Genomic DNA, 25254 nt, shown 5'->3' on the forward strand with positions numbered 1-25254 from the left:
TAGGCTGCGACCGCAGCCGCCGGAGCTTTCTGGGGAGCGGAGCGGACTGGAAAGCGAGGATAAGCCTAAGCCAGCGGATGCTGGCGCCCGGCGTCTGAGGGGGCCTTTGATCCGACGGATCAAAGGCAACGGGTATTAAGCCGTCCTGACGCCGCCGAGGAAGCCCGCCACGTCGCCCTTCAGCCGGTCGGTGCGGTCGGTCATGGAGGTGGCGGCCTGGCGCAGGTCACCGGCCACGGTGGTGGACTGGTCCACCGCCGTGCGCACGTCGTCGATGCTGGCGGTGATCTGGTGGGTGGCCATGGCCACCTCCTGCACGTTGCGGGCGATCTCGCTGGTGGCGGCGCCCTGTTCCTCCACGGCGGCCGCGATGCCGGCGGTGATGCCGCCCATGGTGTTGATCACGTCGGAAATGCCACGGACGCCGGCCACGGCATCGCGGGTCACCGCCTGGATCTCCCCGATCTGGCGGGTGATCTCCTCCGTCGCCTGCGAGGTCTGGTTGGCCAGGTTCTTCACCTCGCTGGCCACGACGGCGAAGCCCTTGCCGGCCTCACCGGCGCGGGCCGCCTCGATGGTGGCGTTCAGGGCCAGCAGATTGGTCTGGCTGGCGATGGCGGTGATCAGGCCCACGATCTCGCCGATCTTGGCGCTGGCGGTGGCCAGCACGGCGATGGCGGCGTCGGTCTCCTGCGCCTTGGCGACGGCGTCGTTGGCGACAATGGTGGATTGCGCCATCTGCCGGCTGATCTCGGCGATGGAACTGGACAGTTCCTCGGCCGCCGCCGCCACGGTGTTGATGCCCAGCGAGGCGTTTTGGGCGGCGCTGGCCACGGTGGTGGCCTGGCGGCTGGAATGGTGGGCGGACTCCGTCATGGTGGCCGAGGTGGTGGCCAGGTGGGCGGCCGCCTGTTCCATGGCGTCCAGGCCGGTGGTGGCGCGGCCATCGAAGTCGCGGCACAGGCCGTCCACCACGGTGGCGCGGTCCAGCGCCGCCTGGCGGGCGACCGCAGCCTCACGTTCCGTCGCGCGGGCGACCCGCGCCTTGTCACGCAACACGATCAGGGCGGTGGCCATGGCCCCCACCTCATCCTGGATGCGCGGGGTGTCGATCGACACGTCCAGATCGCCATCGGCCAGGCGGGTGATGGTATCGGTCAGGGTGGCGATGGGGGCCGTCACCCGGCGGCGCAGCACCCAGGCAACCAGGGCGGTGATGCCGGCGACGAAGGCCAGGGTCAGGGCGCTGGCCGCCAGACGCCAGCCTGCCTGGCTTTGCGCGTCGTCGTTCATGTCGCGCGCCGTTTCCAGCGCGCGGTCGCGCAGGATCAGGGCGTTGTCCAGCATGGGCGTGGTCCAGGCGCGCCAGGCGGCATTGTCCATGGGGCTGGGCGCGCCCGTCCGCGCGGCCTCAAGGATGGCCTGGTACTTCGGCTCCCCCTCCTTCATCAGCGTGGCTTCTTCCTTGGCCAGGGCTTCGGCCAGCTTGGGCGGGTTGTCCAGGTTGGCGACGGCCTGGGCCTGCAGGCGCCACAGGATGGCGACCTGGCCGGTGGCCTGTGTGGCGGCCACCAGGCGCTTAGGATCCAGGGTCTGGCCCGACTGGAACAGGCTGAGGATGGCGGAGCGCGTGCCGGCGGTGGCGCGCAGATCCTGGGCCATCGCGGCGATTTGCAGGGGCACGGTCAGGCTGACGTCGGCCGTGGCGGTGCGGCGGAAGGCCGAATTGGCGGCGTGGTCGGTCTGCGCCGTGGCGGCGGCGATGCCGTCCTGCATGCGGCCGGCGCCATCGGCCGGGCGGTCGGCCTTGGGCTTGGCCACGGCGGCGGTGGCGGCGGCGCGCAGGTCGGCCAGGGTCTTTTGCGCCTGGGCCAGGGGGGCGGCGTCCAGGCCGGCGGCGGCGGTGGAGGCGTGGGCGGCGGCCAGTGCCGCGTCCGTGGCCGCCGTGGCCTTTGAGGCCGCACCCGGGTCGGCCGGGCCGTCGGCGCTGAAGGCGGCGTTCCAGGCGCTGCGTTCCGACGCCAGCAGGGCGCCCACCTTCAGCGTGTCGCCATAGGCCGCCAACGTGCGGCCGGCCCGCGTCTGGTCCGCCAGGTCGCCCCCGGCGACCACGGCGATCACACCGGACAGGGCGATGGCCAGGGCGGCCAGGCCGCCGATACCGGACAGGACAGTCTTGCTGATGTTCACGGGAGGGGGTGTTCCCTTGCTGGATGGGCCGATGGTCTGGCCCCACCCGCCGCTACGCTCACCCTGCCCGGTCATGGGGACCAGCGGCGGGGAAATGGAGCGGAAGGAAAGGGAGCCGCCTGAATCCAAAAGACAATAACGGCAGCTCGTTAACGATCCGTGAAGGCTGCCGCGAAGGTTGAAATGCGGATCGATGGTATCCAGGGGTCGACGGCGGCGGCGATTACTGCGAAAGATATTGGCCGGGCGTCATCTTGTCCGATGCCGGGGGCTCACTGCCCACGTATAGTGGCCGGCTTGGGGCGAATGAGAACAGATGGTTTTGGCGTGCAAGCGTTGGAAGAGGTAGGCGTGACCCGGTCGGAGACCGAGATAGACCGCATCCGTGCCCTGGAGCATCAGGTGGAACGCCTGAGCGAGGTGGTGCTGACGCAGTCGCTGTTGGCGGACTCCGAACTGGATCTGGACGCCTTCATGCAGATGGTGGTGGATCGGCTGCAACGGCTGACCAACGCCCGCGGCGCCGTCGTGGAACTGGCGGAGGGCGAGGACATGGTCTACCGCGCCGCCAGCGGGGCCGTGTCGCAGTTCGTCGGCGTCCGGCTGAAACGCAAGGGCAGCCTGTCGGGCTATTGCGTGGAAACGCAGCAGGTCCTGATCTGCGACGACAGCGACACCGATGACCGGGTCGATAAGGACGCCTGCCGCCGCGTGGGCGTGCACGCCATGATCTGCGCACCGCTGTTCGAGGCGGGCCGCGTGGTCGGCGTGCTGAAGGTGATGGGGACGGAACCGTCCTTCTTCACCGGTGAGGACGTGGCCCTGTTGCAGATGATGGCCGGCGCCCTGGGTGGCGCGCTCGGCAAGCAGGTCGCCTTCCACCAGCTGGAGGCGGAGGTGGCGGACCGTCGCCGGGCGGAGGCGGCCTTGCAGGCCCAGGCGCTGCAGATGGCCGCGCTGGCGGAACAGCGCGACCATGCCCGCCTGTCGGCGGAGGCCGCCAGCCGCGCCAAGTCCGAATTCCTGGCGAACATGAGCCACGAGATCCGCACGCCGATGAACGGCGTGCTGGGCATGGCGCAATTGATCCTGGATACCGACCTGGACGGCGACCAGCGTGTCCTGGCCGCCGCCATCCACGACAGCGGCGAGATGCTGCTGTCCATCATCAACGACATCCTGGACGTCTCCAAGCTTGAGGCCGGCAAGGTCGACCTGGAAGAGATTGACTTTTCCATGGATGAGCTGGCGGACGGCGTCGCCATGCTGCTGTCGCCCAAGGCGGCGGAGAAAAGCCTGGATCTGGTCTGCTACGTCGATGACGCGGCGCGCGGCGCCTATCGCGGCGATCCCACCCGCCTGCGCCAGATCCTGGCCAACCTGGTGTCCAACGCCATCAAGTTCACCGGCGAGGGCACGGTCGCCATCGAGGTGGGGCTGGATCCCGGGTCCGCACCCCTGGCCGATGGCCGCCGCGTCCTGCGCCTGGCGGTCAGCGACACCGGCATCGGCATTCCGGAGGAACAGCGCACCCGCCTGTTCCAGAAATTCAGCCAGGCCGACAGCACCATCACCCGCCGTTTCGGCGGCACCGGCCTGGGCCTGTCCATCTGCCGCCAGCTGGTGGATCTGATGGGCGGCGACATCGGTGTCGATAGCACCGCCGGCCAGGGCAGCACGTTCTGGTTCACCGTGCCCTTGCGGTCGGTGGCCGCGACCCTGGTGGACCAGAACACCCTGGTGGACGGCATCAAGGGCCTGCGGGTGCTGGTGGTCGACGACATCCCCCTGCACCAGAAGATCCTGAGCCGCGCGCTCACCGACCTGGGCATGGTGGTCAGCCTGGCCGACGGGGCGTCCAGCGCCCTGGCGGCGCTGGACGACAGCTGGACCCGGGGGGAACCGCCGGACCTGATCCTGGTCGACTTCTCCATGGCCGAGGTGCGCGGTGACCAGTTGGGTCAGCGCATCCGCGACGACGGCCGTTTCGCCGAGACCAAGCTGCTGCTGATCTCCTCCTTCGGGGTGATGGACCGGGGCAGCGCCGACGTGGACGTGTTCGCCGCCGTGCTGGCCAAGCCGGTGCGCCGCCAGACCCTGCTGGACGTGCTGAGCCGCCTGTTCCTCAGCCAGGTGGCGGCGGCCCCCGCCAAGCCCGACCCCACCAAGGTGGGCGCCGGCGCTGGCCGGCGCATCCTGCTGGTCGAGGACAACCAGATAAACCAGCAGGTGGCCTTGCTCATGCTGCGCAAGGAAGGGTATGACGTGACCCTGGCCGAGGATGGGGAAGAGGGCGTGAAAGCCGCCACCGCCCCGGGGGCCGTCTTCGACCTGATCCTGATGGACGTGCAGATGCCGCGCATGGATGGGTTGGAGGCGACACGCCTGATCCGCGCCCGGCAGGGGGAGGCGCGCGTGCCCATCATCGCCCTGACCGCCAACGCGATGGCCGGCATGGCCGAGGAATATCTGGAAGCCGGTATGGACGACGTCGTGGCCAAACCCTTCGACCAGCGCAAGTTCGTGGGCGCCGTCGCCCAATGGACTGCTGAATCTCCGCATGAGCCGGCGCCGGAAGCCCCGGCGGCCGAGCCGCTGCCCGCCGGCGTGGTGCTGGACGACGCCGTGCTGCACCGGCTGGAGGCCATCGCCGGGCGGGAACAGTTCCTCAGCCTGATCGGCAGCCTGGTGGCCCACGGGGGGGAGCGGCTGGACCGCGTCGCGGCGCTGCGCGCCCGGGGCGACCTGGACGGCCTGCGGGCCGAGGCGCACGACCTGATCTCCACCGCCGGCAACGCCGGCCTGAAACAGCTTCAGGCCCTGGGTGAGACGCTGCACGCCGCCTGCGTCGCCCAGGACCGTACCCGGGCGCTCAGCCTGGCCGACACGGCGGTGGACGCCGGCCGCCAGGGCTGGGCCGCCGTGGCCAAGCGGTTCGGGTGAAGGTTTCGGGGACGTAGCGGCCCGGGATTTCGACTCGTGCCCATTCCGACCGGGACCGCCGGAGACTTCCGGGAGCCCGCGGCGTTCTAGGGCAGGCGGGGCTCGTCACGACCGATAAAGATCGGGCGTGTGCGCACCTGCAAGCATTGAACGGGAAGGAGAACGCGGATGGCTAATCGTACGACGGTGGAACGCAAATCCGAACGGGAAATGGTCACGACGCGGACCTTCAACGCTCCGCCGCGCATTGTCTTCGAAGCTTGGAGCAAGCCTGAGCTTTTCAGGCGGTGGTGGGTGCCGAAATCGCTGGGCCTGTCACTGCTTTCCTGCGAAATGGACGTCCGCACCGGGGGCGGCTATCGCCTGGAATTCGATCTCGGCGATTCCAAGACCATGGCCTTCTTCGGCAAATACCTGGAAGTGACGCCGCCCGCGCGCATCGTCTGGACCAATGAGGAAAGCGACGGGGGCCCAGTCACCACGGTGACCTTCGAGGAGAAGGACGGCAAGACCCTGTTGGTCCTGCATGAGCTTTATCCCTCCAAGGAGGCGCTCGACACGGCCGAAGGCATGGAAGGCGCGCTGCCCGAATCCTTCGACCAATTGGACGCGCTGCTAGTCGCTCTTGCCACGCATTAAGCCGTCAGGGGCGCCGCCGGCGTCCGGCTTTCGCTGTGCCGGTACCAGAGAAAGGCGCCCAGGCCCACCAGCACGTTGGCGATGGGGAAGGACAGCCAGAAACCGGTGGTCGCCGGGTGCACGGTCGCGGACAGGCCGTAGGCCAGCGGCAGTTGGATGACCAGCAGGCCCACCAGGGCGATGCCCATGGCGTAGGCCATGCGGCCGGCGGCGCGGAAGGCGGACAGGGCGCACAATTGCAGGCCGATGCCGCCCCAGCTCAGGCACATGATGCGGATGAAGCGCGCGCCTTCGGCAATCACCACCGGATCGCCGGGTACGAACAGGGTGGCGATGGCCGGTGCCGCGGCGTAGGCGACCAGGCCCGCCGCCGTCAGGCCGGCCAGCGAATAGACGGACGCCCGCATCACCGCCTCATGCGCCCGGGCCAGGTTGCCCGCACCCCGGTTCTGCCCGGCGACGGTAGAGACCGCCATGGACAGGCCCATGGCGGGGATGACCACCATCTGCAGGACGTTGGACCCGACGCCGTAGGCGGCGATGGCCACGGTGCCCAGCTTGGCCACCAGGAAGGACAGGACCAGCGGGCCGATGCTGCGCGCCGACATCTCCACCGACCCCGGCAGCCCCAGCCGGAACGCCCGGCGCAAATGGTCCAGGTCGGGACGGAAATGGCGCCAGGACAGATGGATGCCGTGGCGGCCGCGCAGACAGGTGGCCAGGCCGGCGGCGGTGGCCAGCCCCTGCGTCACCACCGTCGCCAGGGCGGCCCCCATGACGCCTTGGGCCGGCACGGGACCGAAGCCGAAGATGAACAGCGGGTCCAGCAGGAAGTTCAGCGCCACCGTGCCGCCCAGGATGATCAGCGGCGCCCGGGTGTGGCCGACACTGCGCATCAGGCCCTGGAACAGGCCGTAGAGGAAGACGAAGCCGATGCCGATGAAGGACACGCGCATGAAACGCAGCGCCCCGTCGTGCACTTCCGGCGCCACGCCCAGCAAGCGGACCAGCAGGGGCGACAGCAGGTAGCCCACGGTTCCCGCCGCCAGGGAGGTTAGCGCCACCATCAGCATGGTTTGCGCCGCGACGTGGTTCACCTGGTCCTGCCGCCCGGCGCCGGCGTGCTGGGCCACCATCACCGACCCCGCCATGGCCAGGCCGGCCCCCGCCGCGATCACCAGGAAGGTGACGGGGAAGCTGATCGTCACCGCCGCCACGGCGGCGGCCCCCAGGCGGCCCACCCAGAAGGCGTCGGTCAGCTGGTACCCCGCCTGCAGGATGTTGGCTAGGATGATGGGCAAGGCCAGACGGGTCAGTGCCCGTCCGACGGGGCCCTCCAGCATGAGGGCGCGGCGTTCCTGCGGGGACATGGGCATGGGCGCGAACCTTAAATTAGAGCGATCGCTCAATCTATTTAAGCACCCAGGTTCCCATGGCCGTCAAGCTTTGATAGAGTGACCGCTCTAATATGGATCTTTTTTCCCCTCAGGCGCCGGGCGGGCGCATCCGCGCCCTTGGCTTATCCTCGGTTTCCGGTCCGCTTACGCTTCCCAGAAACCTGCGGCGGACGCCTTCGCGTCCTACAGCGGCTTGGGGCCGCTGATGAGAATTCACGGAGCAGTGCGTTGCGCAAGGTCGATCCGGTCAAACAGGAAGAGAAACGGCAGGAGATCCTGGCGGCGGCGGGGCGCTGTTTCTCGCGCGACGGCTTCCGTGGCGCCTCCATCGCCGGCATCTGTGTCGAGGCGGGGATCAGCCCCGGCCACCTCTATTATTATTTCGAGAATAAAGAGGCGATCGTGGCCGCCATGACCAACATCGCCATGGGGCAGGCGGTGTCCCGTTTCACGGCGTTGATGGAGGGGCCGGACACCATTGCGGCCCTGATGTCGGTGGTGGAGGCCGCCTGGCAACGTTACAAGCCCGAGCACCGCAGCGTCCTGCTGGACGTGATGGCGGAGGCCGGGCGCAATCCCGCCATCGCCGCCACCCTGCAAACCCACAGCCGCAGCCTGCACGACCTGGTGGCCGGGTTGCTGCGCGCGGGGCAGGGGCGGGGCCAGGTCGATCCCGGCCTGGACACGGACATGGCCGCCCGCCTGGTGATGGGCCTGGTGGACGCGCCCAAGACCATGATGACCCGCGATCCCGACTTCGACCCCCAGGCGGGACTGGCCATGACGCGCACCCTGATAGGCCGCTTCCTGACGCCGCCGGCCAAGGCCGGCCTACATTAGGCCGCAGCCCCATCCCGATGATGCCCTTGACGTTGCCGGGGCCGTTTGCAATGTCTGGCCTGGACGCAGGCGCTTTAAAGCAGGGGACGGAACCGTGGGATTGGGCTCGCTTATCGAAACGCTGGCGGACGCGCGGGTCATGGTCATCGGCGATGTCATGCTGGACCGCTTCGTCCGCGGCAAGGTCGGACGCATCTCGCCCGAGGCGCCGGTGCCCGTGCTGCGCAACGCGCAGGAGGACATGATGCTGGGCGGTGCCGGCAACGTGGTGCGCAACATCACGGCGCTGGGCGGCCATGTCGTGTTCGGCGGCGTCATCGGCAACGACGCCGCGGGCCAGCGGGTGACCCGCCTGGTGGCCGAGGACGCCCAGATCACCCCCATCCTGCAGGTGGACGGCGGCCGCCTGACCTCGGAAAAGACGCGCTTCGTGGCCGACGGCCATCACCTGCTGCGTTCCGACTGGGACAGCGAGGAGGCGGTGGCGGACGCCGCGCACCGCACGCTGGTGGCGGCGGTGGCGGCCTATCTGGACCAGGTGTCGGTGGTCATCCTGTCCGACTACGGCAAGGGCGTGCTGACCCCGCCGGTGTTGCGCGAACTGATCACCCTGGCGCGTGATGCCGGCAAGGCGGTGATCGTCGATCCCAAGAGCCCCGACTATTCCATCTATCGCGGCGCCACGCTGGTGACGCCCAACCGCGCCGAACTGGCCATGGCCGTGGGCCATAACCCGACCACCACGGACGGCATCGTGGCGGCGGCCCAGGCCCTGATCCGGGAACACGGCATCGGTGGCCTGCTGGTGACGCGTAGCGAGGAAGGCATGACCCTGGTCCAGGCGGACGGCACCTGCCTGAACGTCCAGGCCGAGGCGAAGGAGGTGTTCGACGTCTCCGGTGCCGGCGACACGGTGGTGGCCGTGCTGGCCGCCGCCCTGGCGGTGGGGGCCGACATCAATGACGCGGTGCATGTGGCCAACGTCGCCGCCGGGCTGGTGGTGGCCAAGGTGGGCACGGCCGTGGTCAACCCGCCGGAACTGCTGCATGCGCTGGCCGAACAGGACGACCGCCACAACACATCCAAGGTGCTGGGCTGGGGCGAGTTGCAGGAGAAGGTGGCCCTGTGGCGCCGCCTGGGCCTCAGCGTCGGGTTCACCAACGGCTGCTTCGACCTGATCCACCCCGGCCATGTGCAGTTGCTGGCGGCGTCGCGGGCGCAGTGCGACCGGCTGATCGTGGGCCTGAATTCCGACGAGTCCGTCCGCCGGCTGAAGGGGCCGGAACGGCCCATCCAGGACGAACGCTCACGCGCCATCGTGCTGGCGGCGCTGGCCTCGGTGGACGCGGTCGCGGTGTTCGAGGAGGACACGCCCCTGTCGCTGATCACCACCGTGAAGCCCAGCGTCCTGATCAAGGGGGCGGACTATACCGTCGATCAGGTGGTGGGCGCCGACTTCGTGCAGCAGAATGGGGGCCGCGTCGCCCTGGTGGATCTGGTGCCGAACCAGAGCACCACCGGCATCGCCCAGCGCATACGGGTTACCCGCTGACCTATCCCCCACGCGGGGGTTGGCTGGAGGAGCCCCGGGCGCTTATCAAAAAGATTCCGGGGCGCCGTCGCCCCCAAACGTTGGGATGCCTTAGCCGATGATCATTGTTACCGGGGGCGCTGGATTCATTGGCTCCAACCTTGTGGCGGGGCTGGAGGCGCGCGGCCTCGGCCCCATCGTGGTGGTGGACCGCCTGCGCCAGGGGGACAAGTGGCGCAACCTGGCCAAGCGCGGCCTGCACGATCTGATCACGCCGGAACAGTTGCCGGAATTCCTGGACCGGCATGGCGGCGCCGTGACCGCCATCTTCCACATGGGCGCCATCTCGGCGACCACGGAGACGGATGCCGACCGCATCCTGGAAAACAATTTTCGCCTGACGCTGGATCTGTGGACCTGGTGCGCGCAACAGGGCGTCCGCCTGATCTACGCCTCCTCCGCCGCGACGTACGGCGATGGCGCGCTGGGATTCGACGATGATTCCTCCGCGGCGGCGCTGGCCACCTTGCGGCCGTTGAACCCCTATGGCTGGTCCAAGCACCTGCTGGACCGGCGGGTGCGCACGGCCCTGGACGACGGGGTGGCGGCACCGCCCCAGCACGCCGGCCTGAAGTTCTTCAACGTCTATGGCCCCAACGAATACCACAAGGGGGACATGCGCTCCGTCCCCGCCAAGCTGTACCCCCAGATCACGGGCGGCCAGCCGGCGCGCCTGTTCGCGTCCGATCGTCCCGACTATGCCGATGGTGGCCAGGTGCGCGACTTCATCTGGGTGGGCGACACGGTGGACGTCATGCTGTGGCTGTACGACAACCCGGGCGTCAACGGCCTGTTCAACCTTGGCACCGGCCAGGCACGCAGTTGGAACGACCTGGCCCGCGCCCTGTTCCGGGCGGCGGGGGTGGACGAGCGCATCGACTACATCCCCATGCCGGACCATCTGAAGGGCAAGTACCAGTACCACACCCAGGCCGCCATGGGCCGGCTGCGGGCGGCGGGGTATACCGCCCCGTTCACGGAGCTGGAGGAAGGCATCCGCCGCTACGTCCAGGACTATCTGGCGACGCCTGATCCCTACGTCTGATTCCCCGAGTGTAATTCCTGACCATCCGATCAGATTCTGGGCACAACGGTTCAGCGATGTGCCCAGAATATGGGCAATCATTCCGGGTTGCCGGCCCGACCCTATGGTTGCGGGTCGGCGCGCGCCGATCGCCCACTGATGCCGAACCGCAACAATCCTGTCATTTACAGGGATGTAGTACGGCCGGGCCATTGGTTGGCCCCCTTCTTGCTGATATCACCCCTTAATGCCGCGCAGCAGCCTGGGACGCCCGCGTTTCGCGTCCCGCCGCTGGTCCCGCGCGTGATCAAGCCGCCGAAAAAGGTGGCAAAAATGAAGGGGTCGATCATGAAGAAGGTACAGAACAAGGGCGGGCTTCGCTCAACGCTCCTGGCCGTGTCGGCGCTGGGTGCCATGGGTGCCGGCTTGACGGGCGTGGCGCGCGCCGAGGACGCGCCGTCGGACAAGCTGGATGAGATCATCGTGTCGGCCGAACGCACGCCGGCGCGCGAGCGTGACGTGCCCCTGGCCGTCACCTCCATCAGTGGTGAGAAGCTGGACGTACTGAATTCCAGCGGCATGGACATCCGCTTCCTGGCGGCGCGCACGCCCAGCCTGCAGGCCGAATCCTCCTTCGGCCGGACATATCCCCGCTTCTACATCCGCGGCCTGGGCAATTCGGACTTCGACCCCAACGCGTCCCAGCCGGTGTCGGTGGTCTATGACGACGTGGCCATGGAAAGCCCCATGCTGAAGGCCTTCCCCGCCTTCGACCTAGCCTCGGTGGAAGTGCTGCGCGGGCCCCAGGGTACGCTGTTCGGCAAGAACACCCCGGCCGGCGTGGTCAAGCTGGACAGCGCCAAGCCCACCAATGAATTCGGCGGCTTCGCCGACCTCAGCTACGGCACCTACGACACGGTGAACTTCACCGGCGCCGTGGGCGGCCCCATCGTCAAGGACATCCTGAAGTACCGCGCCTCGGTCAACATGCAGCGCCGGAACGACTGGGTGCAGAACGAGGACATCACCACCAAGAACGACACGGATTTCGAGGGCTACCGCGACCTCGCCGGCCGTTTCCAGCTGGAGTTCACGCCCAACGAGAAGCTGGACATCCTGCTGAACGTCCACGGCCGCCAGCTGGACGGTTCCGCCCGCGTGTTCCGCGCCAACGTGATCCAGAAGGGCACGAACGACATCGTGTCCGGCTACAACATCGAACAGACCGACCAGGACGGCGCCAACCCGCAGAAGCTGAACAGCTTCGGGTCCAACCTGCACGTCGTCTACGATGCCGGCCCCCTCACCGTCACCTCGGTCAGCGGCTATGAGCGCGCCAACGTGTTCAGCCGCGGCGACATCGACGGCGGCGTGCCGTCCGACACGCCGTTCTCGGTGGAGACCGGCGGCTACACCTCCCCGCGTGAGCTGAGCCAGGAGGTGCGTGTCGCCACCAACGATCTGGGCCCCTGGCTGTTGCAGGGCGGCGTCTACTACTTCAACTCCTACATGGCGGCGGAAGATCTTGGCTTCGACACGTCCACCGGCGATGTCACCCAGCAGGGCCACCACAAGGACCGCAGCGAGACCAGCGGCGTCTTCGGGTCGGCGAAGTACAAGATCACCGACGCCCTGACCTTGAGCGGCGGCGTGCGGTATTCCCACGACAACAAGTCGGTCGAGACCATCAACAACTTCGGCTACACCCAGGATCCGCTGCTGCGCACCAGCGTCAACGGCGGCAACGTCTCGTGGGACGCCAGCGCCGACTACGCCATCAACAGCGACATCAACGCCTATGTCCGGGTCGCCACCGGCTATCTGGCGCCGTCCATCCAGGACCGCCTGGGTTCCGGCGTGTCCACCGCCAAGGCGGAGACCACGATTTCGTATGAGGCGGGCGTGAAGTCGGCGCTGTTCGACCACCGCGCCAGCCTGAACCTGACCGGCTACTATTTCGACACCAGCGACATGCAGCTGACGGCCGTGGGCGGCACCAGCAATTCCGCCCACCTGCTGAACGCCGACCACGCCATCGGCTACGGCGTGGAACTGGAACTGGAGGCCAAGCCGATCGAGCACCTGCTGGTGACGGCGGGCGGCAGCTACAACCACACCGAAATCCAGGACCCGAACGTGTCGGCGGCCACCTGCGGCGGCGGCTGCACCGTGACCAACAAGCTGAACGCCCAGGGCAACGCCCTGCTGGACGGCAACCCGCTGCCCGAGGCGCCGCAGTGGATCCTGAACGCCACCCTGCGCTACGCCATCCCCTTGGCGCATAACGACGAGGTGTTCTTCTACACCGACTGGGCCTACCGCGGCGAAGACAACTTCTTCCTGTACACCGCCAAGGAATTCACCGGGAAGCCCTTCCTGGATGGCGGCATCCGCGTCGGTTACAAGAACTACGCCGGCGGGTACGAGATCGCGGCTTATGCCCGCAACGTGCTGGACCAGATCCGCGTCATCGGCGCCATCGACTTCAACAACCTGACCGGCATGCTGAACGAGCCCCGCATCCTGGGCGTCCAGGCCAAGGTCGATTTCTAAGTGCTGGTGGTCCCCCGCAGAGGGGGACCATGCTAGGACAGGGGAAGGGGCCCGGCCGTGGCAGCGGCGGGCCCCTCTTCATATCGGCCAAGCCGTTCCTGGGGGCTTTCATGATCCGTTTTCCGTCCTTCGTCCGAACCCTGTGCCTGGGCGCCCTGGCCCTCGGCCTGCTGGCCGCCCGGGCACCGGCGGCGGAAGCACCGGCGCGTGAGAAGGTCATCATCGACACCGACGTGGGCGACGACATCGACGACGCCTTCGCCCTGGCCCAGGCGCTGGCCGATCCCCGGCTGGACATCCTGGGTGTGACGGCGGGGTGGGGCGACACGGGGACGCGCGTGCGCCAACTGCAGCGCCTGTTGGCCGTCGCCGGTCGTCCCGACATCCCCGTGGCGCAAGGGCCATCCACCGCCAACACCACGCCCTACACCCAGAAGCGCTGGGCGGAGGGGCAGCCGGTGCCGGCCCAGGCCGCACCCCCGGCGGTGGACTTCATCCTGGACCAGGTGCGCCGCTACCCCGGCCAGGTCACCCTGATCGCCCTGGCGCCGCCCAGCACCCTGGGCGCCGTGATCGACCGCGACCCCGCCGGCTTCGCCAAGCTGAAGCGGGTGGTGATGATGGGCGGGTCGGTCTACGCCGGCTACAACGACACGGGCTACGGCCCCGTGCTGGGCCCCACACCGGAATACAACATCTATTCCGATGTCGCCGCCGCCCGGAAGCTGTTCGCCAGCGGCGTGCCCCTGGTGGTGATGCCGCTGGACAGCACCCGGCTGAAGCTGGACGAGGTGAAGCGCGACATCCTGTTCGCCGCCGGCACGCCCATGACCGACGCGCTAACCTTGATGTACCACCAGTGGCGCCGCCTGAACGCCTGGGGCCAGGTCACGCCCACGCTGTTCGACCTGTTGCCGGTGGCCTACGTCCTGGATCCCAAACTTTGCCCCACCACGCCCCTGCGGCTGGCGGTGGGGGACAAGGGCGAGACCACGCCGGTGACCGGCCCCGCCAACGCGCAGGTCTGCCTGAAGGAAGACAAGGACGGCATCCTGAGCCTGCTGATGAACAGTCTGCTGATTCAGCACTGAGATGAATTCGCCCACACGGAGATAGCAAAATGGCGAATATCGCAGTAATGCGATATAAATCCCTCTGTGGACCGCCCATTATATGCCGGATATGTTGGCAGTCCTTTTGCGCATATTGGGTTTTGTCCAGATAATAAACGTTCAGGGGCCTGCGACCTATGGACGCGTTTCGGTTTAGCGGGCATGGTTATTCCACCGACCACCCCTGAACGTCCCATGCCGGCTTACGGCAGCGGGCCCTTATGCGTGGAATTGTTGCTGTGACGATGTTCATCCATTCCGGTTACCGAACCGGAAGCACGTGGCTGCGGAGCTGCTTCCGGAGAAACCCCGCCATCCTGGCGTATGGTGAGATTTTCCACGAAAATCTGGCCGGGCTGCGGACCGAGGCCGTGCCCAATTTTTCCACGGAGAATTGGATGGGCGGCCGGCACCCCACCGGCGCGCCGTCCTACATGGAATATACGCCGCTGCTGAAGGCGGATGGCGGCGTCCCCCACCTCACCCCGGAAATGGCGTTTGAGCGTTTCCTGCCCCCCGACGGGTTTGACGGCGCGCTGACGCCGGGTGAGGTGGCTTATGTCCGGCTGCTCATCGACCATGCGCGGACAGTGGGCAAATGTCCGGTATTGACCGATACCCGGACCCTGGGCCGGTCCGCCGCCCTGAAGAAGGCGTTCGGCGGCGCCCATGTCCTGCTGTATCGCAACCCCTTCTATCAGTGGTGCTCATACAACCAGCTTTATCTCGCCGGTTCGAAGTATTTTGTCGAAACCATCGACCGGATCCTACCCCATTGCGGCCAGGACAAATTCCTTCGGGATCTGGCGTTGCTGTACCCCGGCGCCAATAAGGAACCGAACAGGAAGACCCTCATCGTCTTCCTGTTCCTGCACATTTATCTGTATTACAGGAACATGGACGTTGCCGATCTGATGATCGACATAGACATGCTCACCAATGACGAATACCGCGTCGATGCGGAAGAAAAGCTGTCGGCCTTCTGCGGCACGGAAGTCGATCTCGGCGGCTATCGCCCCAGCATCTGCTTTTCCACCGTGAATGACCTGGACATGAACGAAATGCGGGAGTTGCTGAACAACATCCCCGACATGTTCATGGCCCTGGACCAGTCCCCGGATGGGCCCTCCCCCGCCGGGCAGGCGATGGTGAGGAAATGCCGCGATGATTTCCTGGAAGCCCTTGAGCGGTACCGGCACTACGCCGGTTTCCTCACCCGATACGTCTTCGGTCGCGACGGCCTGAAGGAAAGGCTGGACGTGGCGCAGGGCATCGCCCTGACCCGGCGCCGGGAACGCGATCAGGCCATGGTTGAGCTTAACGCAGCCCATGCGGCGCAAGGGCGCCTGGAGACGGAGATGGCGTTCCTCCAGCAGGAGCGCGACCTGGTGTCGGGTGAGTTGAGCGCGGCCCGGGCGGAGCTGGAGCGCCTGCGCGGCGGAATGGCGGCAGCCGAGGCCCCGGTGGCGCAGGTAATGGCGGAGGAGCAGCCGTAAGGGGGCGCGTCAGCTATCGACCGGGCGGTAACGGTTGATCAACTGGTCGACCTCCGCCCGCACCGACATCATGCCCGTGTCCAGCGCCGCCACCAACGCCGCGCAGTCGGGATGGCCGCGCCGCACCGCCAGGCCGCAGGGAATGTCTTCCAGGAAAGCCTTGGGCGTGAAGGCCAGGCGATCGGTCAGGCCGGCGCGCCGCACCAGCCAGGCGACCAGCAGGTCGCCCTGGACGAAGGCGTCGATGTAGCCCGCCACCAGCATCTTCAGCACGCTGTTGGGATCGGACACCCAGGTCACGGCGGCGTCGGCGGGCACATGGTCGCGCAGCCAGCTGTTGCCCAGGTAGTTGCCCTGGCGCAACGCCATCAGCCCGGCCATGTCCCGGACATTGGCGGCGCGCGTGTCGTCGCGCCGATGCCAGATGCCGGAAACCATGGTCACCAGCGTCTGGTCGCAGAATTGGGCGTATTGCTCACGCTCGACGGAGCGCGCGGTGCAGAAGGCGTCGGCCGTGCCCTCGCGCACCATCATTTGGCCGCGCGACCAGGGGACCACGATATCGTCGCGCCGCAGGCCGGCGGCGGGGAACACCAGGTCCAGCGCCTCCCGCAGCAGGCCGGCGGCGTTGCCGTCCGCGTCGGCATAACTGATGGGCTCGAACCCGGCCGGGTGGATGAAACGCACGGCCGCCTGGTCCGGCTGCGCCCGGGCGATGCGGGGCAGCGCGCCGGCCAGCAACAGCCCGCCGGCACCCGCCAGCAGGCGCCGGCGATCCGTCCGCGTCTCCAATACCCCGCCCATCCGCTTCACGACCCCGACGATGCTGAGAAAGGGGTCTCTGACGTACGGGACACCCACCCGTCACATAGGCGAGGACCCGCCGCTGGGGAAGGGCTAAAAAGCCGAACTAGGTACGTCGAAAGGTCAGCGCACAGCGTCCGTCATCATACGGACAAAACCGTCGCGATCCGCCCGCTTGATCACCCGCATGTTGGGCAGCTGGGGTGCCAGGTCGGGGTCGGCATCCGCCGCGTCGGGCAGGATGGCGCTTGAGACGCTGGAATAACCCCGCGTCAGGGTGCCCGCCACCTCCACATCCACCACGCACTCCTCCGCCTCCAGCACCAGGCTTTCATCCAGGGCGCAGGCGCAGGTCAGGGCGTCCGGGTGGATGCTGCCGTCGATGCGCTGCCGGTCACGGGAAAAGGCCAGGCTGTCACGGTTCACCCGGGTGAAGAAGTCGGACACCGGCGTGCCCAAGGCCGCGATGGCGTCCAGTTCCGCGCTGGTGATCACGCCTTCCACCATGGAGCGTGTCCAGGTCAGCAGCGTGGCCTTGAAGCCGGCGTTGACCACGATCTTGGCCGCCTCCGGATCGACATAGAAATTGAACTCGGCCGCACTGGTGACGTTGCCGACCGCGTTGTCGGTGCCGCCCATGATCCAGAGGTGCTTGGTGGCCTGGGCGACGGCCGGTTCCTTCATCACCGCCAGGGCCAGGTTGGTCAGGGGCGCCTGGGCGATGATGGTGACCTCACCCGGGTGGGCCATCACCGTGTCGATGATGGCGTCCACGGCGTGTTTGGGCTCCGGCCGCTGCCGGGCGGGCGGGAAATTGGCGTCGCTCATCCCGTCCCGGCCGAAGACGTAGGCGGCGTCCAGCGGCTTGCGCATCATGGGCAGGCGGGCGCCGGGATAGACCGGCACCTCGTTCGCCCTGCCGGCGGCCTGCACCGTGTACAGCGCGTTCTCCACGCACTGGTCGAAGGTGACGTTGCCGTGGCAGATGGTGATGGCGTCCAGCTGGACCTTCGGGTTACGCAGAGCCAGCAGCAGGGAAAAGGCGTCGTCGCCGGCGGTGTCGGTATCGATCAGTAGGCGCATGGCCGCGGTCTCTCGGGGCTCGGGAAATCAGGATTTGGGCTGGGTTTTAGGCGTGGGCAAGTGGCCCCACAAGCCGCTTTCGGCCTCCATCGTCACGGCCGCCTCGAATTGGCGGAAGTCCGCCTCCAGCCGCCATTGCAGGGTGGCCTTGGGGCTCTGGTCCAGGAAGGCCTGGCAGGCGGGCGACGGCGCCGCGTCCGTCCCGGCGCAGGCCATGACCGGCTGTCCGGGGGTGGCCCACAGGCTGTCGCCGGGCAGGAAGGCGTAGGTCAGGCCGTTGCGCGACATCTCCTTCAGCGCGGCGTAGCCCAAGTGATAGGTCTCCGCCGCACGCACGTACTCGTTGGTCAGGTCGATGCGCGACACGCCCTGGTCGTCGGTGGACAGGGCCAGCGGCACGCCGAAGGCGCGGTAGGTGGTCAGCGGGTGGTCGCGGCCCTTCACGCCCAGGATGACATCGTTGCTGGTCAGGTTGATCTCCACCAGCACCCGCCGCTCCGCCATGGTGCGCAGCAATTGCTGGGCGTCGTCTTCCTGGCCGATGTCGACGCCGTGGCCGATGCGCCGGGCGCCCGCCACCTCCACCGCCAGGCGGATGTGGTCGCGCAAATCCTCCGGCGGCACCAGGCCCAGGGCCAGTTCCCCGGCGTGCAGCGACAGTCTGGCCGCCGGCTGGCGATGGCCCAGATAGCCCAGCGCCCGCATGTGCAGGCCGTAATCGCCCAGCGCCACCGGGTTGTCCTCCGGCGCCACCAGGTTGACGCCGACGAAACGCGGGTCGGCGGCGGTCAGCTCATACCCGAACAGGCTCTGGGCGAAGACCTGCGGGCTGGGCAGCACGCGGATGACCTGCGCCAGATAGCGGATCTGCACGGCGCAACCAGGCTGCGCCTGGGCCGTGCCGCAAGCCAGGATGCGGCGCATGCCGGCCTCGGCCGCGTCGGTGTCGGCCTTGGCGGCGCTGATGACGGCCGGCAGGCCCGGTTCCACCGCCGTCCGCCAGCGGTCGAATATGGCGTCATCCCCGGCGATGGCGCCCGGGGCGGGTGTGCCCAGGGATGAGGCCAGGCCGGCCGCCTTGGCCATGCCGTTGGACCACATCAGTTCCAGGTACAGGATGTGGTCGGCGGCGGCACGGTTCGCCGCCTCCGCCAGCATTTCGGGGATCTGGTCGTTGATGCCCGCTTCGAACTTGGCGAAGGTGTCGAAGAAATGGTCGTGGCCGGACTCCGGCCCCGCCACGAAGCCGCGCATCGACAGGCTGTTGACCAGCCGGTTGTACAGGGCGACGTCGCGTTTCACCGCCGCCGCCGGCAGCAGGCCGCCGGTGCAGGGGCCGGCCTTCAGGGCCAGGGCCTTGGGATCGACGCAGCGGCCGGTGTGGGCGGCCCAATCCACCATGTTCTCGGCATAGATGCCGCCGGTCATGTGGTTGTGCAGGTCAGCCCCTTTGGGGAACCGGCGCAGGAACATGGACAGCCGCACCGGATCGGCGCGCAGGGTCTGGAACAGGGTGGCGGTGGCGTCGGCCGGTGCCGCTTGCGGGGCGGTGGGCGGGGGCGCCGGGACGGCCGTGGGTTTGGCCCCGTCCGCGGCGCAGGCGCCCAGCCACAAGCTGCCCAGCAGCGCCACGAAGGCCAGGGGCCGCCGTGTGCCCGATCCGCGCCCCTGGTGAATGCCGCGCGCCCTCATGTCCATACCCATGCCCCTTGCCATTCTTGGCTGGCCCCGTCACCGCCCCACGCCCATCGCCGCTGGGACAGACAGGGTGCAGGCCGCCGACGATCCAGGGGTGGGCACCGGGACGTTATGCCCTTGCCAGTGCAGAACATTATGAGGGGTCACGGCCAGGCTTGCCACCCCGGCAAATGCGGGAAGACTTTCAAGCCGATCAAAAGGCGCCCGGCGACTGTACTTACCGCATGGGGGATCGGGCCCGGTCCCCTGGGGGATACCGAAGACGCCCTTGGGGCCGGGCTGTCGCGGTGCCGGGGGAAGGGCGCCCCCGGGGGCCGTCCGTGCAAAGGGAACCGCATCCGGCGGGATGGGCCGTATAAAGGATGGGCCGGGTGGCGGCCGGTCCTGTGGTTCGGATCCCCCATCACCCTTGGGGTTATAACCGGAATCACCCCTGTGCCGGCGGTGCCGCCATCGTCATTGTTCGCCTGCGCCCTCGACGCCCCGGCCAAACCCGGGACGGCGTGTCCGGCAGTTCGCCTATAATCACATGATCATTTGCGTATATGCGTTTTTTCAACACCCCCCAGCGGTTAGCGGCGCTTGGCCGCAGGTCCGGTTTCGGCGGTGTATCCGGCCGGGGCTGGCGCTCTGATGCGCCTGATGGCATGGCCGGCCTTGCTTTTCGGGCGGTCTGGGGTGTCGCTTATTTCACATGCAACGAATGTGTGATGTAAGCCAAACGTCGCTTGACAGTGGCCCCCGTGCCACCTGAGCATGGGGCTCAACTTGGGGGCCCGCTATTGGGCGCTGGGCAGGAACACCCATGACATCTCGTCCGACCATCGCCATCATCGGGGCGGGCTTCAGCGGATCATTGCTGGCGCTGCACCTTTTGTCCCGGGGGGCGGATTGTCCGCGCGTGCTGCTGATCGAACGCGCCTCTGATTTCGGGCGGGGCCTGGCGTACGCCACCGGCAATCCCGCCCATCTGCTGAACGTGCGCGCCGGCAACATGAGCGCGTTTCCCGACCAGCCGGACCATTTCCTGGCCTGGCTGCGGGAACAGGGCGACAGCGTGTCGGGTGCCGCCGGCGCCGGCCCCGCCAGTTTCGTGGCCCGCCAGACCTACGGCCAGTACCTGCAAAGGATGGTGTCGGACGCGGCCAGGCAGTCGCGCTCCGCCGGCCGCCTCATCCTGGTGCCCGACACCGCCGTCGCCCTGCGGCGTGAGGGCGACCGCATGGTGGTGCGCCTGGACGTGGGCCGGGAATACACCCTGGACGCGGCCGTGCTGGCCATCGGCAATTTCCCGCCGCAGCCGCCGCACCTGTTCGACGGCGCCTTCTTCCGGTCCGACCGCTTCCACCCCGATCCCTGGGCGCCCAGCGTGGCGCGGCAGATCGGCGTGCGCGACAGCGTGCTGGTGGTCGGCACCGGCCTGACCATGGTGGACACCGTGCTGTCGCTGCGCGCCCGTGGCCACCAGGGGCAGATCATCGCCCTGTCGCGGCGCGGCCTGATGCCCCGCCGCCATACCGACGCCGTGCCCCACGTCATGCCGCCGCCGCCAGACATGCCGACCTCGCTGTCGCGCGCGCTGGCCCAGGTGCGCCGGCAGGTGCGCCAGGAACAGGCGGCCGGCCGCGCCTGGCAGCCGGTGATCGACAGCCTGCGGCCCCGCACCGTGGCCTATTGGCAATCCCTGCCGCAGGCGGAGCGCAAGCGTTTCCTGCGCCACCTGCGCCCCTGGTGGGACGTGCACCGCCATCGCCTGGCGCCCGCCGTGGCGACGGAACTGACGGCCCTGCAGGCCACCGGCGCCCTGATCGTCACCGCCGGCCGGCTGCAATCGATCGAAGAGGTGCCGGACGCCGTCCAGGGCAAGGTGCGCGTGACCTATCGTCCCCGCAATGAGACGTCGGACATCACCTTCCCGGTGGACCAGGTGATCAACTGCTCCGGGCCCTGCTGCGACATCCTGCGGGTGACCGACCCGCTGGTGCGCGACCTGCTGGCCCAGGGCATGATCCGCCCCGATCCCCTGCATCTGGGCCTGGACGTGGATGAGGAGGCGCGGGTGCTGGACGCCGGCGGCCGCCCAGTCAGCGGCTTGTACGCCATCGGCCCGGTGACGCGCGGCACCTTCTGGGAAATGATCGCCGTGCCGGACATCCGCATGCAGGCGGCCACCCTGGCGCAGTACGTCACCGCCCACATCGGCCGCCATGCCCGTGCGGTGGTGGAGGCGTAGGCCTTCGCCATCGTCCTTACCCTTGTCCAATCCGCGCGCCGTGGCCTTATCTAGGGCCTGACGGCAGTTGAATGGATTCCAAGATGTCTGATTGCGGCGCCTGCCAGGACGGCGTGGCGGCACCTTTCCCTATCGCCATGGCGTTCCAGCCCATCGTCGACTTGGACCGGCGCAATGTCTTCGCTTACGAGGCGCTGGTGCGCGGGCCGGAGGGCCAGCCGGCGGCGGAGGTGCTGGCCCGGGTGGATGCGCACAACCGCTATGCCTTCGACCAGACCTGCCGGGTGACGGCGATCGAGACAGCGGCCCGCCTGGGCCTGGTGGCGACCGGCGCGCGGCTGTCCATCAACTTCCTGCCGGCGGCGGTCTACCGCCCGGAGAACTGCCTGCGGGCGACCTTGCGGACCAGCCACGCCATGGGCCTGCCCCTGGATCGCCTGATGTTCGAGGTGACGGAGAACGAGCCGGTGCAGGATCCCACCCACCTGCTGGACATCTTCCGCGAATACCACCGCCAGGGTTTCCTGTCGGCCATCGACGATTTCGGCGCCGGTTACGCCGGCCTGACCCTGCTGGCCAAGTTCCAGCCGGACATCATCAAGATCGACATGGAACTGACCCGGTCCATCGATGAAAAGCCGGTGGCCCGCACCATCGTCGGCGCCATCGTCCAGGTCTGCCGCACCCTGGGCATCGCCATCGTCGCCGAAGGGGTGGAGACGGATGCCGAACTGGCGAGCTTGCGCGACCTGGGCGTCACCCTGTTCCAGGGCTACCTCTTCGGCCGCCCGGCCTTCCAGGCGCTGCCGGTGCCGGCGGGGTTGTGATAATAGTTATCCGAAGCGAATGGCTTGGCGGCGGAGGATGTGCCCATGCCCAGCAGTGTCAGTCTCGGCCCCCAGCTTGAGGGGATCGTCGATCAGCTTGTGTCTTCCGGGCGCTACAACTCCCGCAGCGAGGTGCTGCGGGACGGGGTGCGTCTGCTGCATGAGCGGGAATTGAAGCTGGCCGCGCTGGATGCCGCCCTGCAACGGGGGCTGGATGACGCCGATGCCGGTGATGTGCTGCCGGCGGAAACCGTCTTCGATGAATTGCTGGCCAAGCTCGCCAGGACCAAGGCGGGCGGCAGCAAGGCTTGAAGGTCGTCATCGCCCGTGCGGCGGCGGCCGATCTGGCCTCCATCGTGGACTGGATCGCGGAACGCGAACCGGATCGGGCCATTCCCTTCGTCGTGGACCTGCAAGGCAAATGCCTGGCGTTGGGTGAGTACCCCCGGGCATACCCCGTGGTTCCCCGTTTCGCGGCCCAGGGCATCCGTCGCCGCGTTGTCGGCGATTACCTGATTTTTTACCGCGTCAAAAAGACTGAGGTTGAGGTCTTGCGCGTCCTGCATGGCGCGCGCGACTTTGCCGTCCTTCTATCCGGTCACCTTTGAGACAGTCATGATCCTCGACATCCTCGCCGCCCTGGGCCTGCTCTCCATCCTTGCTGTCTGCGTCCATGATTGGCGGCGGGTGGCGGCGACGGGGCGGCGCAACGGCTATCTGCTGCTGGGCGGCCTTTCCCTCGTGGCCGTGGGGGTGCTGGTGGCCGACAATCTGGTGGTCAACGGCCCCTTGCACGGGGTGCGGTTCGGCGCCGTGATCATCGGTGTGCTGGGCCTGGTCAACGGCCTGCTGGTGCTGGCGCAGATCGTCACCGGCAAGGGCTGGACCCTGCGCCGGCCGCGCCGCTGAGCGCGGTGTGCCGGCCTCCGCCGGCCAAATTTCATCGACAGAGCACTGAAAATTTTGACGGACGGGCCGGCGCCTGCGACCGTTGCCGGGCAGGTGGGTCCCGGTCGGGATTGCGGGGTACCGGAAGGGGACCGCCGTTCAAACAATAACGGGTGTGGTGATGAAGGCTTCGTTGATGGTGGGCGGGGCGGTGGCCCTGGTTCTGGCCGCCGTTTCCGGATGGGCGGTCGCGGGTGACACGACCCCGGACAGTGCCGACGCGCGGCTGAAGGCGATCTATACGGCGGACTGGGAGTGGCGGCACAAGGACGGCCCGGGGGAGAATCACCTGGCGCATGTCGACCCCGACAGCCAGGCGGCCCGCCTGAAACACGCCCGGGAAACGCTGGCGGCGGTCGATGCCGTGGCGGACGACCAGCTGTCGCCGGAGGGGCGGATCAACCGCGCCGTGCTGCGCCAGCAGCTGCTGGTGCAGATCGACCATCAGACGTTCAAGCTGTATGAGATGCCGTTCAACAGCGACAGCTCCTTCTGGGCGGGCCTGGCCAGCAGCGCCGGCCGGCCGATGAACACAGTGGCGCAGTACCGCGACTACATCGCCCGCCTGAACGACATCCCCCGCTATTACGCGGAGCAGACGGCCAACATGCGGGCCGGCCTGAAGCGGGGCTTCAGCCTGCCGCGCGCCACCCTGAACGGCCGCGACGGGGCCATCGCCGCCGCCGCCGACCCGGCCGCACCTGAGAACAACCCCTTCTTCCAGCCGTTCAAGACCTTCCCCGCCGGCGTCCCGGCGGCGGAGCGCGACGCCCTGCGCCAGGCGGGGCTGGAGGCCATCCGCACGGCCGTCATCCCGGCGCACCAGCGCCTGCTGACCTTCTTCCGCGAGGAATACGTGGCCGGCGCCCGCGTCACCCTGGCGGCGGAAAAGCTGCCCGACGGCAAGGCCTACTACCGCGCCCAGATCAAGGAATACACCACCCTGGATCTGGACCCGGAGGCGATCCACCGCATGGGCGAGGCGGAGGTCGCCCGCATCCATGAGGAGATGCTGGCCACCATCAAGGCCACCGGCTTCCAGGGCACCTTCGCGGAATTCCTGCAATTCCTGCGCACCGATCCGCAGTTCTACGCCAAGACGCCGGATGAGCTGCTGATGCGCGCGTCCTGGATCTCCAAGAAGCAGGACGGGAAGATCGGCCGCTGGATCGGCCACCTGTCGCGCGAACGTTTCGGCATCAACCCCGTGCCCGACGCCATCGCGCCCTATTACACCTCGGGCCGCGGCGGGCGCGAGAACTGCATGATGAACACCTATGACCTGCCGTCCCGCCCGCTGTACAACCTGACCTCCCTGGTGCTGCACGAATGCTCCCCGGGCCATGCCCTGCAATTGCAGCTGGCGGCCGAGCGCAAGGACGTGCCGGAGTTCCGCCGCAACAGCTACATCTCGGCCTATGGCGAGGGCTGGGCGCTCTACGTGGAAAAGCTGGGGCGGGAGATGGGGCTGTATGAGACCCCGTACGAGGAATTCGGGCGCGAGACGTTCGAGATGTGGCGGGCGGCGCGCCTGGTGGTGGACACCGGCATCCACCATTACGGCTGGTCGCGCCAGCAGGCCATCGACTTCCTGACCAGCAACACCGCCCTGGCCTCCCACGACATCGAGATCGAGGTCGACCGCTACATCACCTGGCCGGGCCAGGCCCTGGCCTACAAGCTGGGCGAGATGGACATCGAACGCCTGCGCGCCAAGGCGGAACAGGCGCTGGGCGACAAGTTCGACATCCGCGCCTTCCACGACGCCGTGCTGGCCATCGGCTCCGTCCCCCTGCCGGTGCTGGACGCGGAGATCGACCGCTTCATCGCCGGCGGCGGCAAGGATCCCCAGGAACTGTCCAATTGAGGCCTGATC

At 68.0% G+C, this 25254-nt stretch carries 19 protein-coding genes; 14 read left to right on the forward strand and 5 right to left on the reverse strand.

What is annotated here, in order from left to right; all coding sequences use genetic code 11:
• Window positions 1–135: 135 nt before the first annotated feature.
• A complete protein-coding gene (locus tag PW843_09850; protein MDE1146910.1) occupies window positions 136–2190 on the reverse strand; it encodes a HAMP domain-containing methyl-accepting chemotaxis protein in 2055 nt (684 codons plus the stop codon).
• A 351-nt stretch (window positions 2191–2541) separates the two neighbouring features.
• Here PW843_09850 and PW843_09855 point away from each other — a divergent pair, with 351 nt between their 5' ends.
• Together PW843_09855 and PW843_09860 are read left to right on the forward strand one after the other, a co-directional pair.
• The gene (locus tag PW843_09855; GenBank protein MDE1146911.1) at window positions 2542–5133 is read left to right on the forward strand and encodes a response regulator; all 2592 of its coding nucleotides are present in this window, start codon (window positions 2542–2544) and stop codon (window positions 5131–5133) included.
• Window positions 5134–5301: 168 nt separating this feature from the next.
• Window positions 5302–5772 (forward strand): SRPBCC family protein, encoded by a 471-nt coding sequence (locus PW843_09860; protein MDE1146912.1) that lies wholly within the window; start codon window positions 5302–5304, stop codon window positions 5770–5772.
• Here PW843_09860 and PW843_09865 read toward each other — a convergent pair.
• The gene (locus PW843_09865; GenBank protein ID MDE1146913.1) at window positions 5769–7148 is read right to left on the reverse strand and encodes an MATE family efflux transporter; all 1380 of its coding nucleotides are present in this window, start codon (window positions 7146–7148) and stop codon (window positions 5769–5771) included. The two genes, PW843_09860 and PW843_09865, sit on opposite strands and share 4 nt — an antisense overlap.
• Window positions 7149–7397: 249 nt before the next feature.
• Here PW843_09865 and PW843_09870 point away from each other — a divergent pair, with 249 nt between their 5' ends.
• From PW843_09870 to PW843_09895, 6 genes are all read left to right on the forward strand, one after another.
• Window positions 7398–8009 carry a TetR/AcrR family transcriptional regulator gene (locus tag PW843_09870; GenBank protein MDE1146914.1) on the forward strand — a complete coding sequence of 204 codons (612 nt, stop codon included), beginning with the start codon at window positions 7398–7400 and terminating at the stop codon, window positions 8007–8009.
• A gap of 100 nt (window positions 8010–8109) precedes the next feature.
• A complete protein-coding gene (gene rfaE1 / locus PW843_09875) occupies window positions 8110–9561 on the forward strand; it encodes a D-glycero-beta-D-manno-heptose-7-phosphate kinase (protein MDE1146915.1) in 1452 nt (483 codons plus the stop codon).
• Window positions 9562–9658: 97 nt separating this feature from the next.
• Entirely contained in the window at window positions 9659–10645 is a 987-nt protein-coding gene (rfaD, locus tag PW843_09880) for an ADP-glyceromanno-heptose 6-epimerase (GenBank protein MDE1146916.1), read from the forward strand.
• A 327-nt stretch (window positions 10646–10972) separates the two neighbouring features.
• Window positions 10973–13177: a TonB-dependent receptor gene (locus PW843_09885; protein ID MDE1146917.1), complete on the forward strand. Its 2205-nt coding sequence runs from the start codon at window positions 10973–10975 to the stop codon at window positions 13175–13177.
• A gap of 110 nt (window positions 13178–13287) precedes the next feature.
• On the forward strand, window positions 13288–14268 hold the full coding sequence (locus PW843_09890) for a nucleoside hydrolase (protein MDE1146918.1): 981 nt from the start codon (window positions 13288–13290) through the stop codon (window positions 14266–14268).
• A gap of 392 nt (window positions 14269–14660) precedes the next feature.
• Window positions 14661–15785: a hypothetical protein gene (locus PW843_09895; GenBank protein MDE1146919.1), complete on the forward strand. Its 1125-nt coding sequence runs from the start codon at window positions 14661–14663 to the stop codon at window positions 15783–15785.
• A 9-nt stretch (window positions 15786–15794) separates the two neighbouring features.
• On the opposite strand, the gene PW843_09900 is transcribed toward PW843_09895, so the two are convergent.
• The 3 genes from PW843_09900 to PW843_09910 form a co-directional block, all read right to left on the reverse strand.
• Complete coding sequence (locus tag PW843_09900) at window positions 15795–16589, reverse strand: transporter substrate-binding domain-containing protein (GenBank protein MDE1146920.1); 795 nt, start codon at window positions 16587–16589, stop codon at window positions 15795–15797.
• 123 nt (window positions 16590–16712) lie between these two features.
• Window positions 16713–17672, reverse strand: coding sequence for a nucleoside hydrolase (locus PW843_09905; GenBank protein ID MDE1146921.1), 960 nt, complete (start codon window positions 17670–17672; stop codon window positions 16713–16715).
• 27 nt (window positions 17673–17699) lie between these two features.
• On the reverse strand, window positions 17700–19370 hold the full coding sequence (locus PW843_09910) for an adenosine deaminase (GenBank protein ID MDE1146922.1): 1671 nt from the start codon (window positions 19368–19370) through the stop codon (window positions 17700–17702).
• 805 nt (window positions 19371–20175) lie between these two features.
• Between PW843_09910 and PW843_09915 the strand changes: the two genes are divergently transcribed.
• From PW843_09915 to PW843_09940, 6 genes are all read left to right on the forward strand, one after another.
• A complete protein-coding gene (locus PW843_09915) occupies window positions 20176–21603 on the forward strand; it encodes an FAD-dependent oxidoreductase (protein MDE1146923.1) in 1428 nt (475 codons plus the stop codon).
• Window positions 21604–21686: 83 nt separating this feature from the next.
• Window positions 21687–22430 carry an EAL domain-containing protein gene (locus PW843_09920; GenBank protein ID MDE1146924.1) on the forward strand — a complete coding sequence of 248 codons (744 nt, stop codon included), beginning with the start codon at window positions 21687–21689 and terminating at the stop codon, window positions 22428–22430.
• Between the two features lie 45 nt (window positions 22431–22475).
• Window positions 22476–22742, forward strand: a complete 267-nt coding sequence (locus tag PW843_09925) for a type II toxin-antitoxin system ParD family antitoxin (GenBank protein ID MDE1146925.1) — start codon at window positions 22476–22478, stop codon at window positions 22740–22742.
• Window positions 22739–23038, forward strand: coding sequence for a type II toxin-antitoxin system RelE/ParE family toxin (locus PW843_09930; GenBank protein MDE1146926.1), 300 nt, complete (start codon window positions 22739–22741; stop codon window positions 23036–23038). The genes PW843_09925 and PW843_09930 overlap by 4 nt, the downstream gene beginning before the upstream one ends.
• A 7-nt stretch (window positions 23039–23045) precedes the next feature.
• Window positions 23046–23339 (forward strand): hypothetical protein, encoded by a 294-nt coding sequence (locus tag PW843_09935; protein MDE1146927.1) that lies wholly within the window; start codon window positions 23046–23048, stop codon window positions 23337–23339.
• A 160-nt stretch (window positions 23340–23499) separates the two neighbouring features.
• Window positions 23500–25245, forward strand: a complete 1746-nt coding sequence (locus tag PW843_09940) for a DUF885 family protein (protein MDE1146928.1) — start codon at window positions 23500–23502, stop codon at window positions 25243–25245.
• Window positions 25246–25254: the final 9 nt, after the last annotated feature.

Source organism: Azospirillaceae bacterium, assembly GCA_028283825.1.
Lineage (GTDB): Bacteria > Pseudomonadota > Alphaproteobacteria > Azospirillales > Azospirillaceae > Nitrospirillum.